This window comes from Falsibacillus pallidus, assembly GCF_050990905.1.
GTDB classification, from domain to species: Bacteria; Bacillota; Bacilli; order Bacillales; family DSM-25281; genus Falsibacillus; species Falsibacillus pallidus_A.
The window spans coordinates 3,184,192-3,204,396 of the sequence record NZ_CP158866.1 but is presented as its reverse complement, the minus strand read 5'-3'; the positions used below and the strand labels follow the sequence as shown (position 1 = coordinate 3,204,396).

Sequence of the window (20,205 nt, the reverse complement as noted above, 5' to 3'; positions counted from 1 at the left end):
ATCTCCTTTTAAAGCGCTAGTTGAAAAATTGTGGCAAATGATTTTTATGAGCTTCAAGCATTTCATCCAACAGCTTCTTGGCTGTTTCATCGCTTGTGACAAGCGGGTTGATGCACATAGCAAGCAATGCCTTTTGATAGGAACCTGTTACAGCTGCTTCAGCGGCTGTGCGTTCAAATGACTTGATTTGGTGCACCAGCCCCAAAATAGATACAGGAAGAGATCCTACCGCAATCGGCTTGGGTCCGTTCTTTGTCACGATGCAATTAACTTCCACAGCTGATTCATGCGGAAGGTCTGAGATGGACCCGTTATTCTGTACATTGAGGGTCTGTATGTCTCCTTTATCATTGTATATGGAAGACATCAAGTTGCAGGCCGCATCACTATAGTAGGCGCCGCCGCGTTTTTCAAGCTGAGGGGGCTTAATAGATAAATCAGGGCTGCGGTACAATTCAAACAGATCGGTTTCAAGACGCTTCACAACTTCCGCACGCGTTGTCCCGCTTTTATAAGCCTCAAGTTCATGGTCGAGAATTTCTTTTGTCTTATAGTAATAGCGGTGGTATGGGCATGGGATCAGACCAAGAGAATGGATGAATCCTGGTTCCCATGGGATCGGTGCGATATTCTGCATGGACATTTGTTTTTCAGGGTCCGCAAAGATATTTAAAACATCATTCATGACACTTTTACCATCGATGAAAACATCGAGTCCATATAGAAGGTGATTCAATCCAGCGAAGTCAATATGGACGCGATGGACTTCCGTCTGGAGCATTTTTGCAATGGTCATTTTCATATTTACAGGAAGGTTGCAAACACCGATGACTTTCTTGTGGGGACTGTAGCGGAGAAGTGCTTCAGTGACCATTCCGGCGGGATTGGTAAAGTTGATGAGCCAGGCGTCCGGACAGAGCTCCTGCATTTCCTTGGTGATTTCCATCAATACAGGAATGGTGCGGAGTCCTTTGAATAAACCTCCGGCGCCGTTTGTTTCCTGGCCGATCATGCCATATTTCAATGGGATGCGTTCATCCTTGATGCGGGCATCGAGCAAGCCGATGCGCATCTGGGTCGTGACAAAATCCGCATCTTTCAGGGCTTCTTTTCGATCAAGGGTAAGGGAGAGGTGAATGGGAACCCCGGCTTTCTCGATCATTCTGCGGGCGAGTCCCCCTACAATTTCAAGTTTCTCTTTTCCTTCCTCAATATCAACAAGATGAAGGTCTGAAACAGGGAATTCATCATATCGTTTGATCAGACCCTCCACAAATTCGGGAGTATAGCTGGAACCGCCGCCAATAACGGCAACTTTCAATTTTTGCTTAAACATTCAAGGTCACCTCTAAGGATATATTGAATTCACTTTAGCTACGCCATAAAAACGAGGAAGTAGCTCACACCAAATGAAACGATAATAGATAGAATCAGCCTTTTAAAAATCAATGCGCGATCTTTAACTTTGTCATCAATCAAAAGAAGAACCAGGCTCATTCCGATGGTTGCGGCAGCAGCATTGGCCCAGAATAAACTCCAGTCATGGCCTAGCCCGATGAGCTGGAAAGGTTTGACGAGCAGGAAATTTCCCAATATCACGATCATCATAAATATAAATACACCTTTAAAACTGATTCTTGGCAATTTCATTGAACCATTCATTTTTATCACCTCAATGTGTAATGGAAAGGCTGACTCACAATGCGATCGAGTCAGCCTTCAGTTTGAACAAAATTTATTTACGCCGCTTTAGATTGGCTATGCTCTTCTTCCACCATCTTCTTGTCGTACATCTTGAAGAATGGGAAGTAGATGAAGAAGGAGATGGCGATATTCACTAAAACTAGGATAATCGCTTTCCAATCTCCGCCTGTTGCCAAGTATGCTCCGATTGGTGCCGGAAGCGTCCATGGCGGCATGACGTAGGTCGGACTAACAATCCCAACTGCAACGATGATATAAGATAGTGTACCAGTGATAAGCGGTGTAATTACAAATGGAATGATCAAGATCGGGTTCAATACGATCGGTGCCCCGAAAATAACCGGTTCATTGATATTGAAAATACCTGGGAGCAAAGAAGTGCGCCCCAATGTCTTAAGATATTTAGAGCGGGAGAAGAACACCATGCAAAGCACTAAACCTAATGTTGCACCGGAACCGCCGATCCAAATGAACCATTGGTAGAATGTTTCAGGTGCGATATGTGGAGCTGCTTGGCCTGCTGCAACCGCTTCAGCGTTTTTCGCCAAGTAAACTTCCCAAAGCGGGCGGGCAACTGTTCCGACAACGGAAACGCCGTGGATACCGAAAGCCCAGAAGAATGTGATTAAGAATACAGGAATAAGGACGCCGAAAATGCTGTCTCCTGCTTTAACGAATGGACCGACTGCTTTATCGACAACTGCATGCAGGTCGATGCCAAGTAGAACAGTGAAAGCTGAAACTAATAAAATGACGATTGCCACTGGAATCAATGCTTCGAAGGAACGTGCAACTGAAGGAGGCACCTGCTCCGGCATTTTGATTGTGACGTTTTTGACTTTACAGAAACGAAGGATTTCAACTGCTAAAATGGAAACGATCATCGCTACGAAAAGTCCGTGGCCGCCCATGTTCGCCATAGGAAGGACAAACCCTACACCATCAACGATTTGAGGCATGATGGTCAAAAGGAAAGCTGCTACAGAGATCTGTGCACCTGAAAGCGGGTCAAGCTTATAGCTTTTGGCCAAGTTGTACCCTATCCCAAAGGCTATATAGAGCGACATTATATACATCGTCAAACGGTAAGGAATCAAGATTTGGCCGGCATTTTTAGCGGCCCATTCCGTTATTGCCCAGTCTTTTGGAAGAGGCGGGAAAGCAACGATCAAAAAGAATGAACCTACGATAATGAATGGCAGTGCTGAAATGACCCCGTCACGGATTGCTTGAAGGTGACGCTGTTCAGACAGGCGCGCCATTGGGCCAGAAAGATTTTTTTCTAACCAAGCAACAAATTTTTGCATAAATTCTCCATCCCCCTTAATAAATGATTAAGCAGTTACTTCTTTGATTTTTTTCAGTAATGCAGGTCCTCCAAGCGGTGTATATGCTTGTGGCGGAATAGCGTCACATGGAACGCCAGCTTCCTCAGCCGCCTTTTTGACTGAATCAAAACGATGGCGGATTTGAGGCGCAACCATGCATACATCCCAGCCATTGCCCATTTCTTCGGACACTTCACCTGTACCGATTGCGTGTACCTCCATATCCAATCCTTCTTTTTCAGCCTCTTTTTTCAGGGCATTCACGACGATTGAACTGGACATGCCACCTGAACAAACAAATAAAACTTTCATACTATTCCCTCCAGTATTACTGTTTCTGCATCCTTTGAACGGCTTGATGCGTATCAATGATTTTTTTGTAGACCTTGCTTCCTCTTTTCGTGCACAGTGCAATAAATAGAACATCTATTACTGCAAGCTGTGCAATTCTTGCTGTCATCGTCCCAATCCGGATATTATGCTCTTCATCCGATATCGTAAGGACAACATCGGACATTCTCCGGGCAGGGGACTTTCCATACTGTGTCAAAAGAATCGTTGTGGCCCCTTTTTCTTTTGCCGTCGAAAGCAGCTGTAAAATCTCCCTAGTCTTTCCTGAAGTTGATACAACAAACAAAATGTCCCTTTCAGTCATGTTGGCAGCCATCATCATTTGAACGTGGATATCATTTGATTGAAATGCGGGAAAATCAATCCGAAGCAGCTTCTGCGTCAAATCATTGGCAACCAGTGAAGAACCCCCGGCTCCGTAAACATAGATGCGTTCGCCTTCATGCATGGCTTTGACAGCTAAATCCAGCTGTTCAACCGATACGAGGCTTTTCGTATTGTTTAAAGCTTGGATCGTTTTTGTGGTCACTTTGGAAATGACCGTCTCCAAATCATCCTCGAACTGAAGTGGAGATGCATTCATTTCATCCTGATTCCCTTCAAGGCTGATTTCCTTCGCTAATTCAATCTTCAAACCTTTGAAACTGTTGATTCCTATACGCTTGCAAAAGCGGATGATGGTTGCTTCGCTGCTTTGGCACTCAGCCGCCAGCTGTTTGGTTGTCATGGAAAGGACATCCTCAGGATGATCCAATACATAATTAGCGACGGTCTGTTCTGCCGGGCTGTAGTTATTCATTTGATTCTCAATGAGGTTTAACATATAAAAGCGCTCCATAATCACCTCCAAAATTAATGATTGATTTGAAAGGGTTTTCATTTTAATATGATTATATGATAGACTGAAATAAAATTTCAACGTAAATTTATATTTTATAAAATAAAATTTCAGTTTAAGAGAATATGAGGGAGACAAACTTCATATACTTTTACTTTATTTTCTGAAGTTAATAGGAGGAAGTCAGCTATGGATAATACAATGAATACGGAAATGGATATTTTTACGATTATTTCTCACGGGGGCAACGCAAAGAGCATCGCTTATGAAGGACTGGAAGCAGCCCATAAAGGAGAATTTGAAGAAGCGGATAAATTGATAGAGGATGCTCATAAAGAATTGAATGAAGCGCATAAAACACAAACGAAGCTGATCCAGGCAGAAATCAATGGGACAGTATTTGAAAAGTCTCTATTGATGATTCATGCACAGGATCACTTGATGACATCCATCAGCGAAATTTCCTTGATCGAGCAAATGATCAAGCTGCTGAAAAAAATGGACAGCCTTCAAAAATAAATTTCGTATAGGAGGAATCATTAAATGAAACGATTAGGCATCTCAATCTATCCGAATCATTCGACTCCTGAAAGGGATATGGAATACATTGCATTGGCGCGTCAATACAATTTCGAACGCGTATTTACGTGCTTGCTGTCAGTCGATGGGGAAAAAGAAAGGATTCTTTCTGATTTTAAAAAGACCATTTCCTATGCGACGGAACTCGGCATGGAAGTCATTGCAGACATCAGTCCGCGCGTGTTCAAGGAAATTGGTGTCTCTTATGATGATCTATCTTTCTTTGCGGACCTCGGCGCAGCTGGAATACGCCTTGATATGGGCTTCACGGGCCATGAGGAATCAATCATGACGTACAATCCCTATAATTTAAAAATCGAATTGAATATGAGCAATGCAACGAAATATATCGATAATATCATGACATACCAGCCAAACAAGCAAAACCTCCTTGGCTGCCATAATTTCTATCCTCATCGATATGCAGGATTGTCCTATCCGTTTTTTATTGATTGCAGCAAAAAATTCAAAGATCTTGGCTTAAAGACGGCAGCGTTCGTTTCCTCACATGATGCCACATTCGGTCCGTGGCCGATTGTAGAAGGGCTTCCGACGCTGGAAATGCACCGTGAGCTCCCGATCGATGTCCAGGCAAAGCATTTATTTGCAACGGGGCTCATCGATGACGTTCTGATCGGAAATGCCTATGCATCTGAAAAAGAATTGAAGGCATTGAGCGAAATCGATAAAGATAAAATCACGCTGTCAGTGGAAGTCTACGATGATACGACTGATCTCGAAAAGGTCATCATGTTTGATGAATTCCATTTTTACCGCGGTGACGTTTCCGATTATATGATCCGCTCCACCCAGAGCAGGGTGAAATACCGCGGCCGTGAGTTCAAACCAGGATTCACCCGCGATATCAAGCGCGGTGATATTTTGATCGAAAACGATTTGTACGGACAGTATGCAGGGGAATTGCAGATTGCATTAAAAGATATGAAGAATTCAGGGAAGACCAATGTAGTCGGCCGGATTCGCGAAGAAGAGATCTTTTTGATCGACTACCTGGAGCCATGGGGCAAATTCGCTTTTCAAAAGGCATGAAAGGTGTGAATCTCAATGGGGTATATCATTGGAATTGATGCTGGAGGCACGAAAACAACCGCACTCGTCATCGGCGAAAACAAAGAGATTCTCTTTCAAACCCAAAGCGGCATCGGAAACCCCGCTGCAAATTATGACCTTGCCTCTAAACATCTGAAAGACGTTGTTCAAAAATGCCTGAAAAGCGAGTTCGGGCATAAGATTACTGGGATAGCAGCAGGGATTGCCGGAATAGAAGCCGGAGACAATAGAGAAAAGATTGAGCAAGATCTTTTGGTAGTCTCAGATCTGCCAATCATCCTGATGAATGATGCTGAGCTTGCTCACTACGCCATTCTCGAAGGAAAGGACGGCGTCATCACCATTGCTGGAACGGGTTCTATTTCATTTGGTAAAAGAGACGGGCAGACCTCCTATTCCGGCGGATGGGGCCATTTGCTGGGGGATGAAGGAAGTTCTTATCATATCGCTGTCAGTGCCTGCAGGAAAATTACGCAGGCTGCAGATGAAGGAAGGCCGTTTTCCGAATTTGAAAAAGCAGTCATGAATGAGCTTCAACTCTCGGAACCCAATGATTTAAAGGGCTTCATCTATCAATCTGGCAAAGATAGAATTGCAGAATTGACAAAGTCAATAAACGAAATGGCCATCTCCGGCAATAAGGAAGCCATTGAACTGTTTAACATTGCAGGGAAGCAGCTCGCAATGCAGACCGCAGCTTTAATCCGTAAAATGCATTTTCCTTCAGACACAGCGATTCCAATCGGAGGTTTCGGCAGCCTTCTTTTGAAAAATGAGATGGTTCAGGAATCCTTCATGGATTGTTTAAAGAGGGAAATCGGATCGTACAACTGGATGGAAACAGAATCATCGCCTGCATTAGGAGCTTTTTACGCCTGGAAAGACAAGGGGGGCCTATCATAGTGGAACGTTTAGCAGTAGGGCTCATGTCCGGCACATCCATTGACGGGATTGATGCAGCCCTTGTCAAAATAGAGGGGCATGGAGAGAATACGGAGATTGAACTCCTTCATTACTCCACCTATCCCTATAATGAAGAAATGAAAAAATCGATACTGGCAGCCATGGATCCAGCGAATTCGACTGTTGCAGCCATCTGCAGCTTGAATTTCAAGCTTGGCAAACAATTTGCCGAGGCTGTTAAAAGAGTCTGCGAGGAAGCAGATGTTCCATTAACAGAAATCGATGTCATCGGCTCTCACGGCCAGACCATCTATCATATACCGCAGCAAGAAGGGGATTTGGAAAAATCCACCCTCCAAATCGGGGAGCCCGCAACGATTTCCTACGAAACAGGATCTGTAGTCGTTTCAAATTTCAGGACGATGGATATGGCAGCTGGCGGTGAGGGGGCCCCTCTCGTCCCATATACCGAATATATTCTCTACCGGAACCCGGAGAAAAACAGGGCACTGCAGAATATTGGAGGAATCGGGAATGTAACGGTCATCCAAAAAGATGCCCCGATGGAAGATGTATTTGCCTTTGATACAGGACCGGGAAATATGATCATAGATGAATTATGCAATCATTTTAAAGGGATTTCCTTTGACCCGGAAGGAAAAATCGCTGCAGAAGGCAATGTACAGCATGAACTTGTGGATCGTTGGCTTTCCCTGGATTATTTCTCGAAAGAACCTCCAAAATCCACTGGCAGGGAACTGTTTGGCGTGGAATTCACGTCAAGGATCATACAAGAAAATCCACACCTCTCAGCAGAGGACTTGATTGCAACGGCCACCTATTTTACGGCAGCTTCAATAGCCAAGTCCTGCCGCGACTTTGTTTTTCCAAAGACACCGATTGATGAACTGATTGTCGGGGGCGGAGGAAGCTATAACCAAACGCTCCTTGCCATGCTGAAAGAGCTTCTTCCGGAGGTCATGGTCATGACACAAGAGGAAATCGGTCTTTCATCAGAGGCAAAAGAGGCCGTGGCGTTTGCCCTTTTGGCAAATGAAACGATCCATCAGCAGTGTTCGAATATTCCTAACGCAACAGGAGCCGCCAAACCGGTAATCCTGGGCAATATCACGCTGCCTCCGAACGGAGATGCAAAAAACATTTTACAGAAGGCAGGGAACCACAGATGAACCTTCAAAACATTATGACGGAAAAAAGAAATCCTTCCACAATGGAAATAGACCAGCTTTCAAGCATGGAAATCATTCAAAAGATCAATGATGAAGATCAAAAGGTGCCGATGGCGATCGAAGCCATTCTTCCGGTAATTGCAAAAGTCGTGGATGCCATTGTCAAAGGGATGAAAAATGGAGGCAGATTGATCTACATCGGGGCTGGAACGAGCGGAAGACTCGGCATACTGGATGCTTCCGAGTGCCCGCCTACTTATGGGACTTCCCCTGAACAGGTCCTTGCCATCATTGCCGGCGGAGATCATGCCATCCAATATGCGATGGAAGGGGCAGAGGACAGCATCGAAGGCGGGGAGCAGGATATCATCAATGCAAATGTCGGCCAGAACGATGTGGTGGTAGGGATTGCCGCGAGCGGGAGAACCCCTTATACCATTGCAGCGATGAAGAAAGCCAAGGAGCTCGGTGCAGTTGTTGCGGCAGTAGTATGTTCGCCAAATTCACCGATGGAGCAAGCGGCTGACTTTGCCATTGTTGCTGAAGTCGGTCCAGAGGTAGTGACAGGTTCAACGAGGATGAAAGCAGGAACCGCACAAAAATTGATCCTGAATATGCTCTCTACGGCTTCCATGATTCAGCTTGGGAAAGTATACAGCAATCTCATGGTCGATGTGATGGCCTCAAACGAAAAGCTCAGGGAAAGAGCAAAGCTGATTGTTGCTGAAGCAGCGGGTGTTGACGTAAAAGAAGCGGAGGAAGCCCTGAAAGAATTCGGCTCCGCCAAACCTGCCATCCTTTCCTTAGTCACAGGCTTGAAAGGAAAAGAAGTGCTGGACCTATTAGAAAAGCATGATGGCCACTTAAGGGCTGCTATCACGGATTCACTTAAAATATCATAATAAATGTGATTCGACATAAATCGGGGCGTGACTGTCACTCCCCGATTTTTCGTGTGCAGGAATCTCAGTTTTTGAGCTATGAGTGCAATACATAGCCAGAGAGCAAAATTGGGACAAAATAGTGATAAAAACAGTGCAAAATGAGCGTATAGACATCAATCATCAGCAGAATAACGAAAGAAAATGCCAAAACTAGTTAAGGATTATCCCAAATTGGGTAAAATAGCACGAAATCCCACTGTTTTTGCAGCTCCCTGGACGCTCTATGCGCCAAAAAAAGCTGCCTATGCGCGAAATCCTTAGCTCTATGCGCGAAAAGCTCTACGACCCCCTAATTCCTTTGGACACTTTTGTATTGGAAACAGTACACTAGAATCAAGAAAAACTCAGGAAGTAGGGAGGGGACTTTAAGTGTCATATAAGAAGTTTGAAGCTCTTGAAGAAGTTAAAAAAAAGTATGTTCGAATGGCACTGGAAAATGGCAATTACTCATCCATTGCGCGTAGTGCTGGTGTTGATCGTTCTACTTTGGCGAGATGGGTTAAGGTGTATGAGGATGAAGTACGTGACCAAATGGAGGATCCAGCTTCGGCTATTTTATCAACTGAACCCTCTAAAGAAGAATTAAAAGCAAAATATGAACAGGCCATGAAGCTACTTGGTGAAAAAGAACTTGAAGTTGCGATGCTTAGAAACTTACTAAAAAAAACCCAATACCGGCCCTAGCGGTCTTAGAAGAGGTTCGACTATGGGCAAAGGAGGGGTTTCGAATTTCTAAGCTATCGGAGATAACAGGAGTGAACAGGTCCCTTTATTACTACCACAATGGTACTGAAGAGGTTGTTGATAACGAGGAGAAAAGAGGGCGCCCTATCCCGGGATATTCTAAGAAAAACTCCGGGGAAATTATTTCAGATGAGCAGATTGAGGAATTCTTGATGGAGGCCGTTGAGGGAGACGGTGCCACATATGGTGTAAAGAACTTGACTCAATTACTTAAGGATGAACATGATCTTCAAATCAATCATAAAAAGGTAGCTAGGTTATGTAGGAAATTAGGTATTCTCCTTCCTCAGCGAACGGGTAACCCTAAGTATCCAAAACGGTTGGTCCGCAATCGACACATCACGGGTCCTAATCAACTATGGCAACTGGATATCAAATACGGTTCTATTTCAGAAAGCCGAAGGTTTTTCTTTGTAGCGTGTGCTATTGATGTTTTTGATCGTGCCATCGTTGGGTATTACCGAGGACCGAAATGTACAGCCAAGGATATAACCGGCATGCTAAATGAAGCTATTATAAGGCGTAGTTTACAGGTTTTAGAGGAAACGAATGAGCATTGTATTGTAATCAGAACTGATAATGGACCTCAATTTGTTAGTAACTTATTTGGTGAATTTTGTGAGGTAAATAACATTTTTCATGAAAGGATTCCACCAAGATCACCAAACTACAATGCATATATCGAATCTTTTTTTAGTATTTTAGAGCGTGATATATTCAGACGATTTGAATTCAGCTATTTCGATGAGGCCTATTATGAAATTGATGACTTCATAGAATTTTATAACCATCGCAGATATCATGGCAGCCTCGGAAGAATGTCGCCTACAAAGTTTCGAGAAAAATACAAAGATATTGGTTTCCCAAAAGAAATGTCTTTAAAACTTTAACAAGCAATGTCCTTTCCTTCTTCACTTTTCATAAAAAGTGAAGAAGGAAAGGACAAAAAATAAGAAACTAAGAATGGACCAGATTCTTGAAGTAAACGTCAGGAATTAGGGGGTCAAACCGAAAGATCCCTCTTTTGAGCCAAAAATGGTCTTTCATGCGCAGGAACCACCATCTTATGCGCCACTGGGGCAAATGGCTACACATGGAACATCTGTCTGGTCGATCATTTCATAAACATACACATTGTGTGCTACAATTCGTTCAAGATGGAAAATACAGGACAGGCATACGATGGAGGGATTTAGGATGATGGATGAGGAATTATTTCAATTTTACGCGAAGCAGGCGAAAGAGCCTTTCAGCGGCTGGGATTTCTCTTATATTACGGAGACAGGTCGGATGGATTCAGAACCGCTTTCCTGGAGCTACGGATCGATGGTCATCAAAGAACTTCGGGATGTGAACAGCCTGTTGGATATGGGGACAGGCGGCGGAGAGTTTCTCAGTATGCTAAGGCCGCTCCCTGCCCATACTGCAGCGACGGAAGGCTATGAACCGAATATCCCAGTGGCAAGGGACCGATTGAAGCCGTTCGGCATCGACGTCAAAAGGGTGGAAGAGGATGATATCCTTCCATTTGAGGATGGCGAGTTCAATCTTGTCATCAACCGCCATGAATCTTTTTCTGCATCGGAAGTGAAAAGGGTGCTATCACCAGGGGGGACCTTCATCACCCAGCAGGTAGGCGGACTTGATCTCCAGGGACTGAATTTATCTTTATGTGCAATAGAAGAGTTCGGCTACGCTCATTGGAATATGGACTATGCCCGTGAACAATTAAAGAAAGAAGGATTCCTGGAAATCGAAGGGGCGGAGGAATTTCCAATCACAAGATTTTTTGACATAGGAGCCATCATCTATTATCTGAAGGCCATTCCATGGCAAATTGAAGACTTTACGGTTGAAAAATATCGGAAGCCCCTGATGGAAATCCACGATGAAATTGAGCGAAGAGGGTATATCGATTTTAAATCACACAGATTCTATTTAACGGCAAAAAGACCATGAAAAAGCCGGACGAATTCGTCCAGCTTTTTTTTCATGGGTTTCCATTTTTTAAAAGAATATAAGAGTAAATCATCGGAATCAGCGCAATGATCACCACCACAGTAATCGTGATGAACATAGCGATCTTGCCCGGGAGAAAAGCACAAATCAGAAGGATTACTCCTGCCCCCATCCATAATGGCCCTGCAAGCCGGTGGGTTTTCCTCCAATTAACATCGTTAGTCAATGTCCAAGGAGTCCGTATCCCGACAAAGAAATTGGACCTGAGCTGGACCATATAATTGCCGATTCCGATAAAAAGGATTCCGATTCCAAGGAGCACCATCATTTGAATGTTGACGTCGTATCCAAGGTTGAAAAGGAGGGTGACTACTCCAATGGCTGCAATAATCAAGGCAATCAAATAGCGGATCATAAGGTAGGCCTTCCCAAACTTTTCATAATTCTGCTTCCTTGGATCCATGAACTTGGAGAACTTCATCAGGAGTGGAATCCCGAGGTTCATCAAGAAAAATACGATTATAAATGAACTTTTGGAAGTGTAATTGTCCGGCTCCCCGCTTACACCGAAGTGGATGGCCACTGAATTCGGCAGATCTTTATAAAAGACGGCAGCCAGTATGACGGGAATCAAGGCAATAAAGGCAATGAATAGATCATGGATATTCCAAGCGAGATGATTGTTAGTCTTCATTTTTTTCCTCCCCCTTTTCCGGTAAAAAATCCATAAACCAAGCCATCAGTTCCTGAAACACTGTGGAATTCAAGGAATAGATGATATGCTGGCCCTGCCGTTCATCAAGCACCAAACCAGACTGCTTCAGCAGACTGAGGTGATGGGAAATGCTCGGTTTTGAAATCTGGAAGTGTTCAGCAATTTCACCGGCTGTCAAATCTTTGCTTTTCAGCAAATGAAGAATCTTTCTGCGAGTTGGATCTGATAGTGCTTTGAAGGATGAATTCATCGAATGCTCACTTCCAATTAGATATTTAGATAAATGTCTAAATATAATATACACCAATTTTGGGATTGTGAAAAGCCCAAAAAATAAGGCCGATTAGGAACGAGATTCCCAATCGGCCATTCTTGCATTACTATTATTTTTGCTCTTCAAGAAATTCCCTTACTTGCTCTGGAGTTTTCGCATTGGCGCTGTGCAAATGTGCTTTTTTCTCCCCGTTCTGGAAAATGAGCAGGCTTGGAATACCCATGACTGTGTATTTCTCTGCAAGCTCGGGCATTTCATCTTTGTTTAGTTCATACCATTTATATTGGTCATATTCAGCGATGATTTCATCAATGAACATGTTCATTCTCGTGCAGTCCGGGCACCACCCCGCATAGAACTTCACGATGACGGGCTGATCCTGTCCGATGATTTCTTCAAATGTTTCAACGTTCTGAATGGATTGCATGTCTTTTCCTCCTGTTAGTCATTTCAATATTGCCATGTCATGAAACGGCCGCTGTTATTATTTTATACGCATTGTCGTGAAGAGGCAATTTATCCTTATCCAAATCGGAAGAAAAATATGGTAGTATAGTCTAGGGAAGAAAGTATCATCCAATTTGTAAATTCATTTTTAAAAAATATAGGGGTAGGGAAGTAATGGACACTTTACACGTATTATTTGTTTCTGTCGTCTGTGCCATTGTGTTTTTGGTCTATCTGGAACTGATCGTGAGCTATCATAAGAGAAATAGACTTGGAAAAGTGACATATCCTGAGCGGCGTGAATTTGATGAATACAGTCTGCTCATGAGATGGAAGACAACGGATGATTCCATTTATAGAATCGGCATCATCGTCGCGTATATCCTCATGATTTTTGTTGTATTTGCCTGGGGATACAATGTATTCGTCGAGCCGTTTTATGGATTGACCATTGCTGCGGGGCTCCCATACCTATTTTTCTTCAGCAACGTCATTGAAATACGGCATGGAGGGCTGATGATCAACGGCCACCTTGTAAACTGGGAAGAAATTGATCGTTACGAATGGCATGAGAGAAAAGGAAATGCATCGCTCGTCCTTTTTTATAAAAAAAGGAAGCTGGGATTCAAGAAATTCCGGTCTGGTCCCATGCCGCTGCTATTATCCCGCAAGCTGGAGGAAGTATTGAAGAACCAGCCATACTTGAATAATGGAGCATAAAATTTCATCCTAGCAATCCACTAGTATGTGAAAATATTCCCAACACGATTTGTTCATTTGTTTCAAGCAGATGTTTCAGTATAATAGTAACTATGCACTTTATAGATTAGAGGAGACGAAGTGATGACTTCTCAGCAAAATTCTACAACTAAGCTTGATTATGGGCTGATCCTCAGCTTGATGCTGATGTGTATTGTTAGCTGTGTTTCGATTTACAGCGCGCAGAAGACAGGGCAATACGGCTCTGAAAACTTCCTGCTCAAACAAATTTTCTGGTATGGCGTCGGAGTGGGCATCATCTCCATTGTCATACGATTCGATTCAGATCAATTGAAAAAGCTTTCGTGGTATTTTTACGGATTCGGCTTATTCCTGCTGCTATTCCTGATCATTGCCCCAGACAGTATTGCACATGAAATCAACGGTGCGAAAAGCTGGTTCCAGCTTCCCGGGATTGGATCGTTGCAGCCGTCGGAATTCGTCAAGGTATTCTTGATTCTCGCTTTATCGCGCGTGGTCGTCGATCATCATCAAAAATATCTCGTAAAATCCATCAAAACTGATTTTATGCTTCTCATTAAATTAGGCTTCGTGACGATGGTTCCGCTTGCATTGGTCATGCAGCAGCCGGACCTTGGTACATCCCTTGTTTTTATCGCCATTCTATTGGGCATCATCTTTGTGTCAGGTATAACATGGAAGCTCCTTCTGCCGATTTTTGGAGGATTCTCAGTCATAGCAGGAGCCGTCCTTTCTTTGGTGGTCTGGTACCCAAACCTCTTGGAAAAATATTTGCATGTTAAACAGTATCAGCTAGGACGCATCTATTCCTGGCTTGATCCCTACAACTACCAAAGTGACACCGGCTTTCAGCTGACACGTTCACTTTTGGCCATCGGTTCAGGGGAAACTGGCGGGAAAGGCTTTGGCCATCGGGATGTCTACTTGCCGGAAAGCCATACGGATTTCATATTCAGTGTCGTCGGTGAAGAATTCGGCTTTATTGGTGGAAGCATTCTGGTCAGCCTCTTTTTTATGTTGATCTACCATATTACCAAGGCTGGGTTGGAAACGAAAAATGATTTCTATTCCTACATTTGTACGGGTGTCATCTCCATGATCACCTTCCATGTATTCCAAAATATCGGCATGACAATCGGATTGCTGCCGATCACAGGGATTCCACTTCCGTTCATCAGCTATGGAGGTAGTTCCTTGATGGGAAATATGTTTGCGGTCGGCTTGATTTTCTCAATACGCTACCACTATAAAAAATACATGTTTTCATCAGAAGCATAAGAAAAGGGACGTCCGGCGAGGGCGTCCCTTTTTCATTGTGTTGCTTAGCTGCGGCAGGCCGGTTTTTGCCAAATATCGGCGAAGCCTGACAAATTGAACTGGTTTTCAGCTCTTCACTGGCGTTGGCAGCGTGGGCCGGCGGTTTGCTCCGAACTTTTGGTTCTGACCGCTCAACTTTCGTGGTTAACCCCGCAACTTCTTCTGGCGACCGCTCAACTTTTTGCCCTCACCGCCGAACTTTGGCCGAGAACCGCTCAACTTCCCATTTTTTTTAAAAATGCACTCAGCAGCGGAATGCCACTCTTACTCCACCGTGCCTGACTCTGTGATTACGATAGAAGGAATGACTTTTATTTTCACGTCAGGGTACTGATCCTGCCACTTTTTCAATTCGAAGTGACGGTCGGAGTTGGAGACGCGGAATCCGAAGCCGATGGGATCGATGCCGAGCTGCTGGAATCGCTTTATCATTTTTTCTGATTTTTTCTTTACTTCTTTATCGAATGATTTTTGGATGGCTTTGATGGCAGCAGGCGATAGATTCCTTCCTGTGTATTCCCGGATGATTCCTTTTACATCCAGTTCGATGCTAATGGAGACTTTTCCATTTTTTCGATGAACCCGTATTTTGTTCTTTGAATGGATGCTGCGGATGGCCGCCTGTTCTTTCCCAACTTTTACAACATAGCTTCCTTCGCTGTATTTATCGACCAGCAGTTTAAAGAAAAAGAGATCTTCTGCGTCTATTTTTTCCACGTATTTGTCGTTGTCAAATAAGGCAACACCAGAAATGGCAAGCTGGTCGGGAGCTACTTGCTTCAGCATCGGCAGGTAGGGAGACTTTCCTTCTTGATAAAAATCGAATAAAAAGTCATGAAGGTTTGTAGAAGGAAGATCGCGGTAATCGGTATTGTGATTGATCAAATTATAAATATACATACCGTTCCCACGGTTCCCATACTGCCCATTCAATAAATCTTCCGCTGTCCCGCCTTCGACTACGGCAAGGAAGATTCTCGCCCCGATGCTGGCATCCCGGTGCAAAGAGTCTCCAAGCGTAATTAGCCCTTCACGAGCAAGAGTGTCTCCGAATAGGACCACCTGTAAACTTCCTGTCACGAGTGGCTCGGTCGACTCTTTTTCCAGCTTGGCCAGGATATCCCTCGTCACTGTGCCTGTAGCTGTCATTGTCACATTTTGGATGGACTTATCTTTTTGATACGCGGGAAATAAAGCTGTTCCCCTAATAAGCTTTTCGCCGGCTTTATCATAGCCTACAGCCGTTTCAATATTTAAATCATCGATGATTTCCCGTTCGACACACCCGGTCAAAAGCAATGTACATAAAGGGAGCAGCAGAAGTTTATGTTTCATGTTTCTTCTTCACCTTCCTTATGATAAGCAGCAAAATCAAGAGAAGAGGCAGGTAGATGAAATTTAAATAGAATCCGATTTTACCCATCATGTCGTTCAGTGTATTCACTTGGAGCCTTGTATTGAAAAGGGTGACGACCATAAGGCAGGCAGCTGATAAAATAATCACAGCCCATTTTTGACTGATCGGGAATGTTTTTTTGATGATCCTGCTGGCGCACCATAAGGAAATACAAATGTTTGGCATGATGATAAGACACCAGTTTCCGATCCCAATATATTCAAACCTTTCTACAAAGGGAAGTTCTACGATTTTCCACAATGACAAAGTGGCCCAAATCGTTTTTTGGAGCTGTCCTTGACTGAAGTAGCCGAACGTAATCAATGCGGTATATAAATAGACAAGTGTGGTGGAGAAGAGTCCAAAATGGGCGAATTTTTTTGATTTCCCCTGCTCCTTAATAAAGGGATAATAAATCAGGAGTGATTCGTAGCCCAGATAGGTCAGGGACATACTGTGCGCCCCCTTCATTATATCGATGATGGAAGAATCGAATATCGGCAATAGATTCCGGTAGTCAGAATGTGGAATGGCCATCAGGAAAGGGAGCAGCAGGTAGCTCGGCAGGACAGTCCCGAAGAAAGCGACGCCAGCTACGGTGCGAAACCCCCCATTGATAATATAGAGTACCAGCAATAGAAAAAATAAGCTGAACCAAAAATTTGATAGGGTAGGGAACATCCAGACTTGAATGACCTCCAAGAATGTTCGAACCACCGTAATGGAAGCGAGTGAGAAATAAAAGGCAAAGAACAAGTTAAGCAAGCTGCCCAGCCACTTGCCAAATACAAAGTGCTGTGCATGGATGATATCCCCGTCGCCTTTTTCACAAATTTTATAAATGACGTACATAACGCCATGGGTGGCGATCCCTGCAATGATGATGCTTATCCAACCGTCATAGCCGGCAATTTGTGCGATGATCCTCTGGAAACCAAGAACTCCAACACCTATTTGTATAGAAGAAACTGTGAAAAAAACGATACTCGCTGAAATTTTTCGGGATTCCGGTACGGGTTGCATCAGATCACCTCCAGTGCCTATTCGTCAATATCAACCTTCTTAGTTGCTTGCTTTTTCTTGAAACGCTCGGGCTTTTGTGTACGCAAATACTCTGGCCGCGTTGATTGTGAATTAAACGGGAGCCGGATAAGTGCATCCTTGAAATCACGGATGCGCGGCGGAAAGAGAGGCTCTAAAAAAGGACGCCCTAGTGAACTTAGCTGCAGCAGATGAGTCATCAGGATGCTAAAGCAAAAAACGATGCCAAGCAGTCCCCATAGCTGGGCGAAAATAAGGAATGGAAATCGCAGTACCCTGATGGTGTTGCCCATCTTATAGACTGGAGTCGTAAAGGAAGCCAAGGCTGCAAGTGCAACGATGATCAAGAGAACATTGCTTGTTAGACCTGCTTCAACCGAAGCTGTCCCGATTACGATACCGCCTACGATACCGATTGTCTGTCCGACCTTTGTCGGTAGCCGGGCTCCGGCCTCCCGGAGGAGTTCAATCGTCAATTCGAGAAAAAAAGCTTCCAGAATCGGCGGGAGAGGAATTTCCTGACGGGAAGTAATCAGCGTTGCCATCAGGTCTTTAGGGATTAATTCATAGTGATAAGTAAGTGCCGCAACGTAGACAGGCGTGATTAAAATAGAGAAAGATACCGCAAAAACACGCAGTAGGCGCAAAAACGAAGATATATACCAATTCAGAAAATAATCCTCGAATGCATTGAAGAACTCAACCAGTGTAGTCGGTCCGATGAGGGCTAAAGGAGAGCCGTCAACGATGATGACAAGCTTGCCCTCTGCCAAAACGGCAGCGGTTCTGTCGGGCCGTTCGGTATCCAATAATTGTGGAAACACCGAATGGGTATTATCTGCAATTAACTGTTCTAAATAAGAGCTGTCGTTGATTTGATCGAAATCGACGTCCTGAATCCGCTGCCTTGCAGTATTCACATTTTCTTCATTCGTCAATCCATCGATGTAGATCAAGGCAACTTGTGTCTTTGACAGGGTTCCGACAACAAAACGCTCGATAACCAGCTCCTTAATGGACAACCTCTTCCGTATAAGATTGATATTTTGGTCGATGGACTCAACAAAAGCCTCTTTTGGTCCGATGACGCTGAATTCCACTTCTGGCTGCGTGATGCTTCTGACGACTTCTTTTTGAGCAGCGACAAATGCATACCGATTTTTATCCGATTGATGTTTAACCAATACATATCCGTTAAAAAGCTTTTTTTCAATTATGGAGGGATCATCGCTGATTTCAATATCAGCAACGGGAACTAAGCTTTTGACTTGATCAATGCTGTCGAAGTGATTCTCCAAGAGATAGGGGAGTACATCCTTTTGCAGGATATTCTCATCCACTAATGCCGAAATAAAGTGAAAATAAAAATTCGTCTTGGAAAAACGGTTTTCATAGCATGTTTTTTTATAGTCTTCAGATTTAGAAGCTTCCTGCTGAAAGTCTTTTTTGATTTCCTCAGGGCTCTTTTCAGTGCCCTTATTCCCGCTGTTATTATTTTTGGAAAAAGGCCACATCCGCTTCACCCTCCATTGCCAATTAAAGTTCATATGAGGTTAGTGTTACCGCAAGATGAAAATTTATGAAATTTAAACAATAAAAAAAGAACCCCAAAAGGTCCTTTTTTCTGATTCGTGCGAAACGCTCGCGTATTATTTGTTTAAAAAGATTTTTTCAATATCATCGAGCATCAAGTTGGCTGCCATTACACCGCCTGCAGTATTCCAGATGACATCGTCCACTTTGTAGACTTTATTATTTTTTGCTGCGTTCAAGTTTTTGAACAGTGGATCTTCCAGCCATTCTTTTTCCACTTGATTTGCTTTGCCGTCGCCTGTTTCATAAGTGAAATAGAAGAGGACATCGCCATCCATTGCAGGGATCCTTTCTTTTGTGACACCTTTTTCGGCAAAATCAGGCTTGCTTTGGTCGCCGGGGCGCTGGAATCCGATTTGGTCGAGAATGACCCCTGAGAAGGAATCTTTATGATAAATCCTTACATCGCCGGCAAGGAAGCGAACCATGGAAACCTTTGTATTGACCTTGTCGCCTAATTCCGTTTTGATTTCTTCAATTCGGTTATTGTAGGCATCTAATACTTCTTTTCCTTTGTCTTCCTTATTCAATGCTTTCGCATAAAGTTTGAAGTTTTCCTGCCAATCTCCGCGGAGGGTTTCTGCAAAGACCGTCGGTGCAATTTTGCTTAATTGACCGTAGAATTTTTCCTGCCGCATTTTATTACCGATAATCAAATCCGGCTTAAGTTTTGCGATTGCCTCAATATTGATGTCGCTTTCTGTTCCTACCACTTTTGTATCCTTCATTTTGTCTGCGATATGATCATACCAAGGGTTTCCTGTCCATGATTGGACTGCACCGACTGGGGTTACGCCCATAGAAAGGAGGGCTTCAGTTCCTTCATTTGTGAGAATGACCACTCTTTTTGGTGTTCCTTTGATTTCAGTCGAGCCCATAGCGTGTTCAACCGTATAGCTTTTTTCTTTTTCTGAGTTGGCTGAATCTCCTCCCGTTGCAATATCATCTGACTTCCCGCAGGCAGCAAGCACGAGCAGTGTAAGGATAGTAAACAGTGCCGCTAATTTTTTCATATGTATTTCCCCCTAAATATTAATGATAATCATTATCAATTATTTATAGATTAATCC

22 protein-coding genes are annotated in these 20,205 nt (G+C 43.7%); 10 read left to right on the top strand and 12 right to left on the bottom strand.

The window, feature by feature from the left end; genetic code table 11:
- Window positions 1-16: 16 nt before the first annotated feature.
- From ABTV07_RS16880 to ABTV07_RS16860, 5 genes are all read right to left on the bottom strand, one after another.
- Entirely contained in the window at window positions 17-1,336 is a 1,320-nt protein-coding gene (locus ABTV07_RS16880) for a 6-phospho-beta-glucosidase (RefSeq protein ID WP_433744338.1), read from the bottom strand.
- A 38-nt stretch (window positions 1,337-1,374) separates the two neighbouring features.
- Window positions 1,375-1,662, bottom strand: coding sequence for a hypothetical protein (locus ABTV07_RS16875; protein ID WP_433744335.1), 288 nt, complete (start codon window positions 1,660-1,662; stop codon window positions 1,375-1,377).
- 77 nt (window positions 1,663-1,739) lie between these two features.
- Window positions 1,740-3,011: a PTS sugar transporter subunit IIC gene (locus ABTV07_RS16870; protein WP_433744333.1), complete on the bottom strand. Its 1,272-nt coding sequence runs from the start codon at window positions 3,009-3,011 to the stop codon at window positions 1,740-1,742.
- A 27-nt stretch (window positions 3,012-3,038) separates the two neighbouring features.
- Window positions 3,039-3,344, bottom strand: a complete 306-nt coding sequence (locus ABTV07_RS16865) for a PTS sugar transporter subunit IIB (RefSeq protein WP_433744331.1) — start codon at window positions 3,342-3,344, stop codon at window positions 3,039-3,041.
- Between the two features lie 16 nt (window positions 3,345-3,360).
- Complete coding sequence (locus ABTV07_RS16860; protein ID WP_433744328.1) at window positions 3,361-4,206, bottom strand: MurR/RpiR family transcriptional regulator; 846 nt, start codon at window positions 4,204-4,206, stop codon at window positions 3,361-3,363.
- Between the two features lie 204 nt (window positions 4,207-4,410).
- Between ABTV07_RS16860 and ABTV07_RS16855 the strand changes: the two genes are divergently transcribed.
- The 8 genes from ABTV07_RS16855 (at window position 4,411) to ABTV07_RS16820 (ending at window position 11,611) form a co-directional block, all read left to right on the top strand.
- On the top strand, window positions 4,411-4,740 hold the full coding sequence (locus tag ABTV07_RS16855; RefSeq protein ID WP_433744326.1) for a PTS lactose/cellobiose transporter subunit IIA: 330 nt from the start codon (window positions 4,411-4,413) through the stop codon (window positions 4,738-4,740).
- 24 nt (window positions 4,741-4,764) lie between these two features.
- Window positions 4,765-5,850: a DUF871 domain-containing protein gene (locus tag ABTV07_RS16850; RefSeq protein WP_433744323.1), complete on the top strand. Its 1,086-nt coding sequence runs from the start codon at window positions 4,765-4,767 to the stop codon at window positions 5,848-5,850.
- Between the two features lie 15 nt (window positions 5,851-5,865).
- The gene (locus ABTV07_RS16845; protein ID WP_433744321.1) at window positions 5,866-6,774 is read left to right on the top strand and encodes a BadF/BadG/BcrA/BcrD ATPase family protein; all 909 of its coding nucleotides are present in this window, start codon (window positions 5,866-5,868) and stop codon (window positions 6,772-6,774) included.
- 23 nt (window positions 6,775-6,797) lie between these two features.
- Window positions 6,798-7,964, top strand: a complete 1,167-nt coding sequence (gene anmK, locus ABTV07_RS16840) for an anhydro-N-acetylmuramic acid kinase AnmK (RefSeq protein ID WP_433751327.1) — start codon at window positions 6,798-6,800, stop codon at window positions 7,962-7,964.
- A complete protein-coding gene (gene murQ / locus ABTV07_RS16835) occupies window positions 7,961-8,866 on the top strand; it encodes an N-acetylmuramic acid 6-phosphate etherase (protein WP_433744318.1) in 906 nt (301 codons plus the stop codon). The genes anmK and murQ overlap by 4 nt, the downstream gene beginning before the upstream one ends.
- A gap of 411 nt (window positions 8,867-9,277) precedes the next feature.
- Entirely contained in the window at window positions 9,278-9,592 is a 315-nt protein-coding gene (locus ABTV07_RS16830) for a transposase (protein WP_433744315.1), read from the top strand.
- A gap of 71 nt (window positions 9,593-9,663) precedes the next feature.
- A complete protein-coding gene (locus ABTV07_RS16825) occupies window positions 9,664-10,542 on the top strand; it encodes an IS3 family transposase (RefSeq protein WP_433744312.1) in 879 nt (292 codons plus the stop codon).
- A gap of 307 nt (window positions 10,543-10,849) precedes the next feature.
- On the top strand, window positions 10,850-11,611 hold the full coding sequence (locus tag ABTV07_RS16820; RefSeq protein ID WP_433744309.1) for a class I SAM-dependent methyltransferase: 762 nt from the start codon (window positions 10,850-10,852) through the stop codon (window positions 11,609-11,611).
- 31 nt (window positions 11,612-11,642) lie between these two features.
- Here ABTV07_RS16820 and ABTV07_RS16815 read toward each other — a convergent pair whose 3' ends face one another.
- From ABTV07_RS16815 to ABTV07_RS16805, 3 genes are all read right to left on the bottom strand, one after another.
- Entirely contained in the window at window positions 11,643-12,305 is a 663-nt protein-coding gene (locus ABTV07_RS16815; RefSeq protein WP_433744306.1) for an SdpI family protein, read from the bottom strand.
- On the bottom strand, window positions 12,295-12,576 hold the full coding sequence (locus tag ABTV07_RS16810) for an autorepressor SdpR family transcription factor (RefSeq protein ID WP_433744303.1): 282 nt from the start codon (window positions 12,574-12,576) through the stop codon (window positions 12,295-12,297). Before ABTV07_RS16810 ends, ABTV07_RS16815 begins: the two co-directional genes overlap by 11 nt.
- A 133-nt stretch (window positions 12,577-12,709) precedes the next feature.
- The gene (locus ABTV07_RS16805) at window positions 12,710-13,027 is read right to left on the bottom strand and encodes a thioredoxin family protein (RefSeq protein ID WP_433744300.1); all 318 of its coding nucleotides are present in this window, start codon (window positions 13,025-13,027) and stop codon (window positions 12,710-12,712) included.
- 194 nt (window positions 13,028-13,221) lie between these two features.
- Between ABTV07_RS16805 and ABTV07_RS16800 the strand changes: the two genes are divergently transcribed.
- The gene (locus ABTV07_RS16800; RefSeq protein ID WP_433744297.1) at window positions 13,222-13,767 is read left to right on the top strand and encodes a DUF5673 domain-containing protein; all 546 of its coding nucleotides are present in this window, start codon (window positions 13,222-13,224) and stop codon (window positions 13,765-13,767) included.
- 123 nt (window positions 13,768-13,890) lie between these two features.
- Window positions 13,891-15,066, top strand: coding sequence for a rod shape-determining protein RodA (gene rodA / locus ABTV07_RS16795; RefSeq protein ID WP_433744295.1), 1,176 nt, complete (start codon window positions 13,891-13,893; stop codon window positions 15,064-15,066).
- A gap of 303 nt (window positions 15,067-15,369) precedes the next feature.
- Here the strand turns inward: rodA and ABTV07_RS16790 are convergent, their stop codons facing one another.
- The 4 genes from ABTV07_RS16790 to ABTV07_RS16775 all read right to left on the bottom strand — a co-directional run bounded on the left by ABTV07_RS16790 (window position 15,370) and on the right by ABTV07_RS16775 (window position 20,148).
- Window positions 15,370-16,440, bottom strand: a complete 1,071-nt coding sequence (locus tag ABTV07_RS16790; RefSeq protein WP_433744292.1) for a Ger(x)C family spore germination protein — start codon at window positions 16,438-16,440, stop codon at window positions 15,370-15,372.
- Entirely contained in the window at window positions 16,430-17,524 is a 1,095-nt protein-coding gene (locus ABTV07_RS16785) for a GerAB/ArcD/ProY family transporter (RefSeq protein ID WP_433744289.1), read from the bottom strand. Before ABTV07_RS16785 ends, ABTV07_RS16790 begins: the two co-directional genes overlap by 11 nt.
- A gap of 17 nt (window positions 17,525-17,541) precedes the next feature.
- On the bottom strand, window positions 17,542-19,056 hold the full coding sequence (locus ABTV07_RS16780) for a spore germination protein (RefSeq protein ID WP_433744286.1): 1,515 nt from the start codon (window positions 19,054-19,056) through the stop codon (window positions 17,542-17,544).
- 135 nt (window positions 19,057-19,191) lie between these two features.
- The gene (locus ABTV07_RS16775) at window positions 19,192-20,148 is read right to left on the bottom strand and encodes an ABC transporter substrate-binding protein (protein ID WP_433744283.1); all 957 of its coding nucleotides are present in this window, start codon (window positions 20,146-20,148) and stop codon (window positions 19,192-19,194) included.
- Window positions 20,149-20,205 lie beyond the last annotated feature (57 nt).

Coding starts and splice junctions, on each gene's coding strand:
- ABTV07_RS16820 (WP_433744309.1), top strand. CDS start 10,850: ATGATGGATGAGGAATTATTTCAATTTTACGCGAAGCAGGCGAAAGAG.
- ABTV07_RS16815 (WP_433744306.1), bottom strand. CDS start 12,305: ATGAAGACTAACAATCATCTCGCTTGGAATATCCATGATCTATTCATT.
- ABTV07_RS16860 (WP_433744328.1), bottom strand. CDS start 4,206: ATGTTAAACCTCATTGAGAATCAAATGAATAACTACAGCCCGGCAGAA.
- ABTV07_RS16805 (WP_433744300.1), bottom strand. CDS start 13,027: ATGCAATCCATTCAGAACGTTGAAACATTTGAAGAAATCATCGGACAG.
- anmK (WP_433751327.1), top strand. CDS start 6,798: ATGTCCGGCACATCCATTGACGGGATTGATGCAGCCCTTGTCAAAATA.
- ABTV07_RS16850 (WP_433744323.1), top strand. CDS start 4,765: ATGAAACGATTAGGCATCTCAATCTATCCGAATCATTCGACTCCTGAA.
- rodA (WP_433744295.1), top strand. CDS start 13,891: ATGACTTCTCAGCAAAATTCTACAACTAAGCTTGATTATGGGCTGATC.
- ABTV07_RS16855 (WP_433744326.1), top strand. CDS start 4,411: ATGGATAATACAATGAATACGGAAATGGATATTTTTACGATTATTTCT.
- ABTV07_RS16785 (WP_433744289.1), bottom strand. CDS start 17,524: ATGCAACCCGTACCGGAATCCCGAAAAATTTCAGCGAGTATCGTTTTT.
- ABTV07_RS16780 (WP_433744286.1), bottom strand. CDS start 19,056: ATGTGGCCTTTTTCCAAAAATAATAACAGCGGGAATAAGGGCACTGAA.
- ABTV07_RS16790 (WP_433744292.1), bottom strand. CDS start 16,440: ATGAAACATAAACTTCTGCTGCTCCCTTTATGTACATTGCTTTTGACC.
- ABTV07_RS16875 (WP_433744335.1), bottom strand. CDS start 1,662: ATGAATGGTTCAATGAAATTGCCAAGAATCAGTTTTAAAGGTGTATTT.
- ABTV07_RS16775 (WP_433744283.1), bottom strand. CDS start 20,148: ATGAAAAAATTAGCGGCACTGTTTACTATCCTTACACTGCTCGTGCTT.
- ABTV07_RS16800 (WP_433744297.1), top strand. CDS start 13,222: ATGGACACTTTACACGTATTATTTGTTTCTGTCGTCTGTGCCATTGTG.
- ABTV07_RS16810 (WP_433744303.1), bottom strand. CDS start 12,576: ATGAATTCATCCTTCAAAGCACTATCAGATCCAACTCGCAGAAAGATT.
- murQ (WP_433744318.1), top strand. CDS start 7,961: ATGAACCTTCAAAACATTATGACGGAAAAAAGAAATCCTTCCACAATG.
- ABTV07_RS16865 (WP_433744331.1), bottom strand. CDS start 3,344: ATGAAAGTTTTATTTGTTTGTTCAGGTGGCATGTCCAGTTCAATCGTC.
- ABTV07_RS16870 (WP_433744333.1), bottom strand. CDS start 3,011: ATGCAAAAATTTGTTGCTTGGTTAGAAAAAAATCTTTCTGGCCCAATG.
- ABTV07_RS16880 (WP_433744338.1), bottom strand. CDS start 1,336: ATGTTTAAGCAAAAATTGAAAGTTGCCGTTATTGGCGGCGGTTCCAGC.
- ABTV07_RS16845 (WP_433744321.1), top strand. CDS start 5,866: ATGGGGTATATCATTGGAATTGATGCTGGAGGCACGAAAACAACCGCA.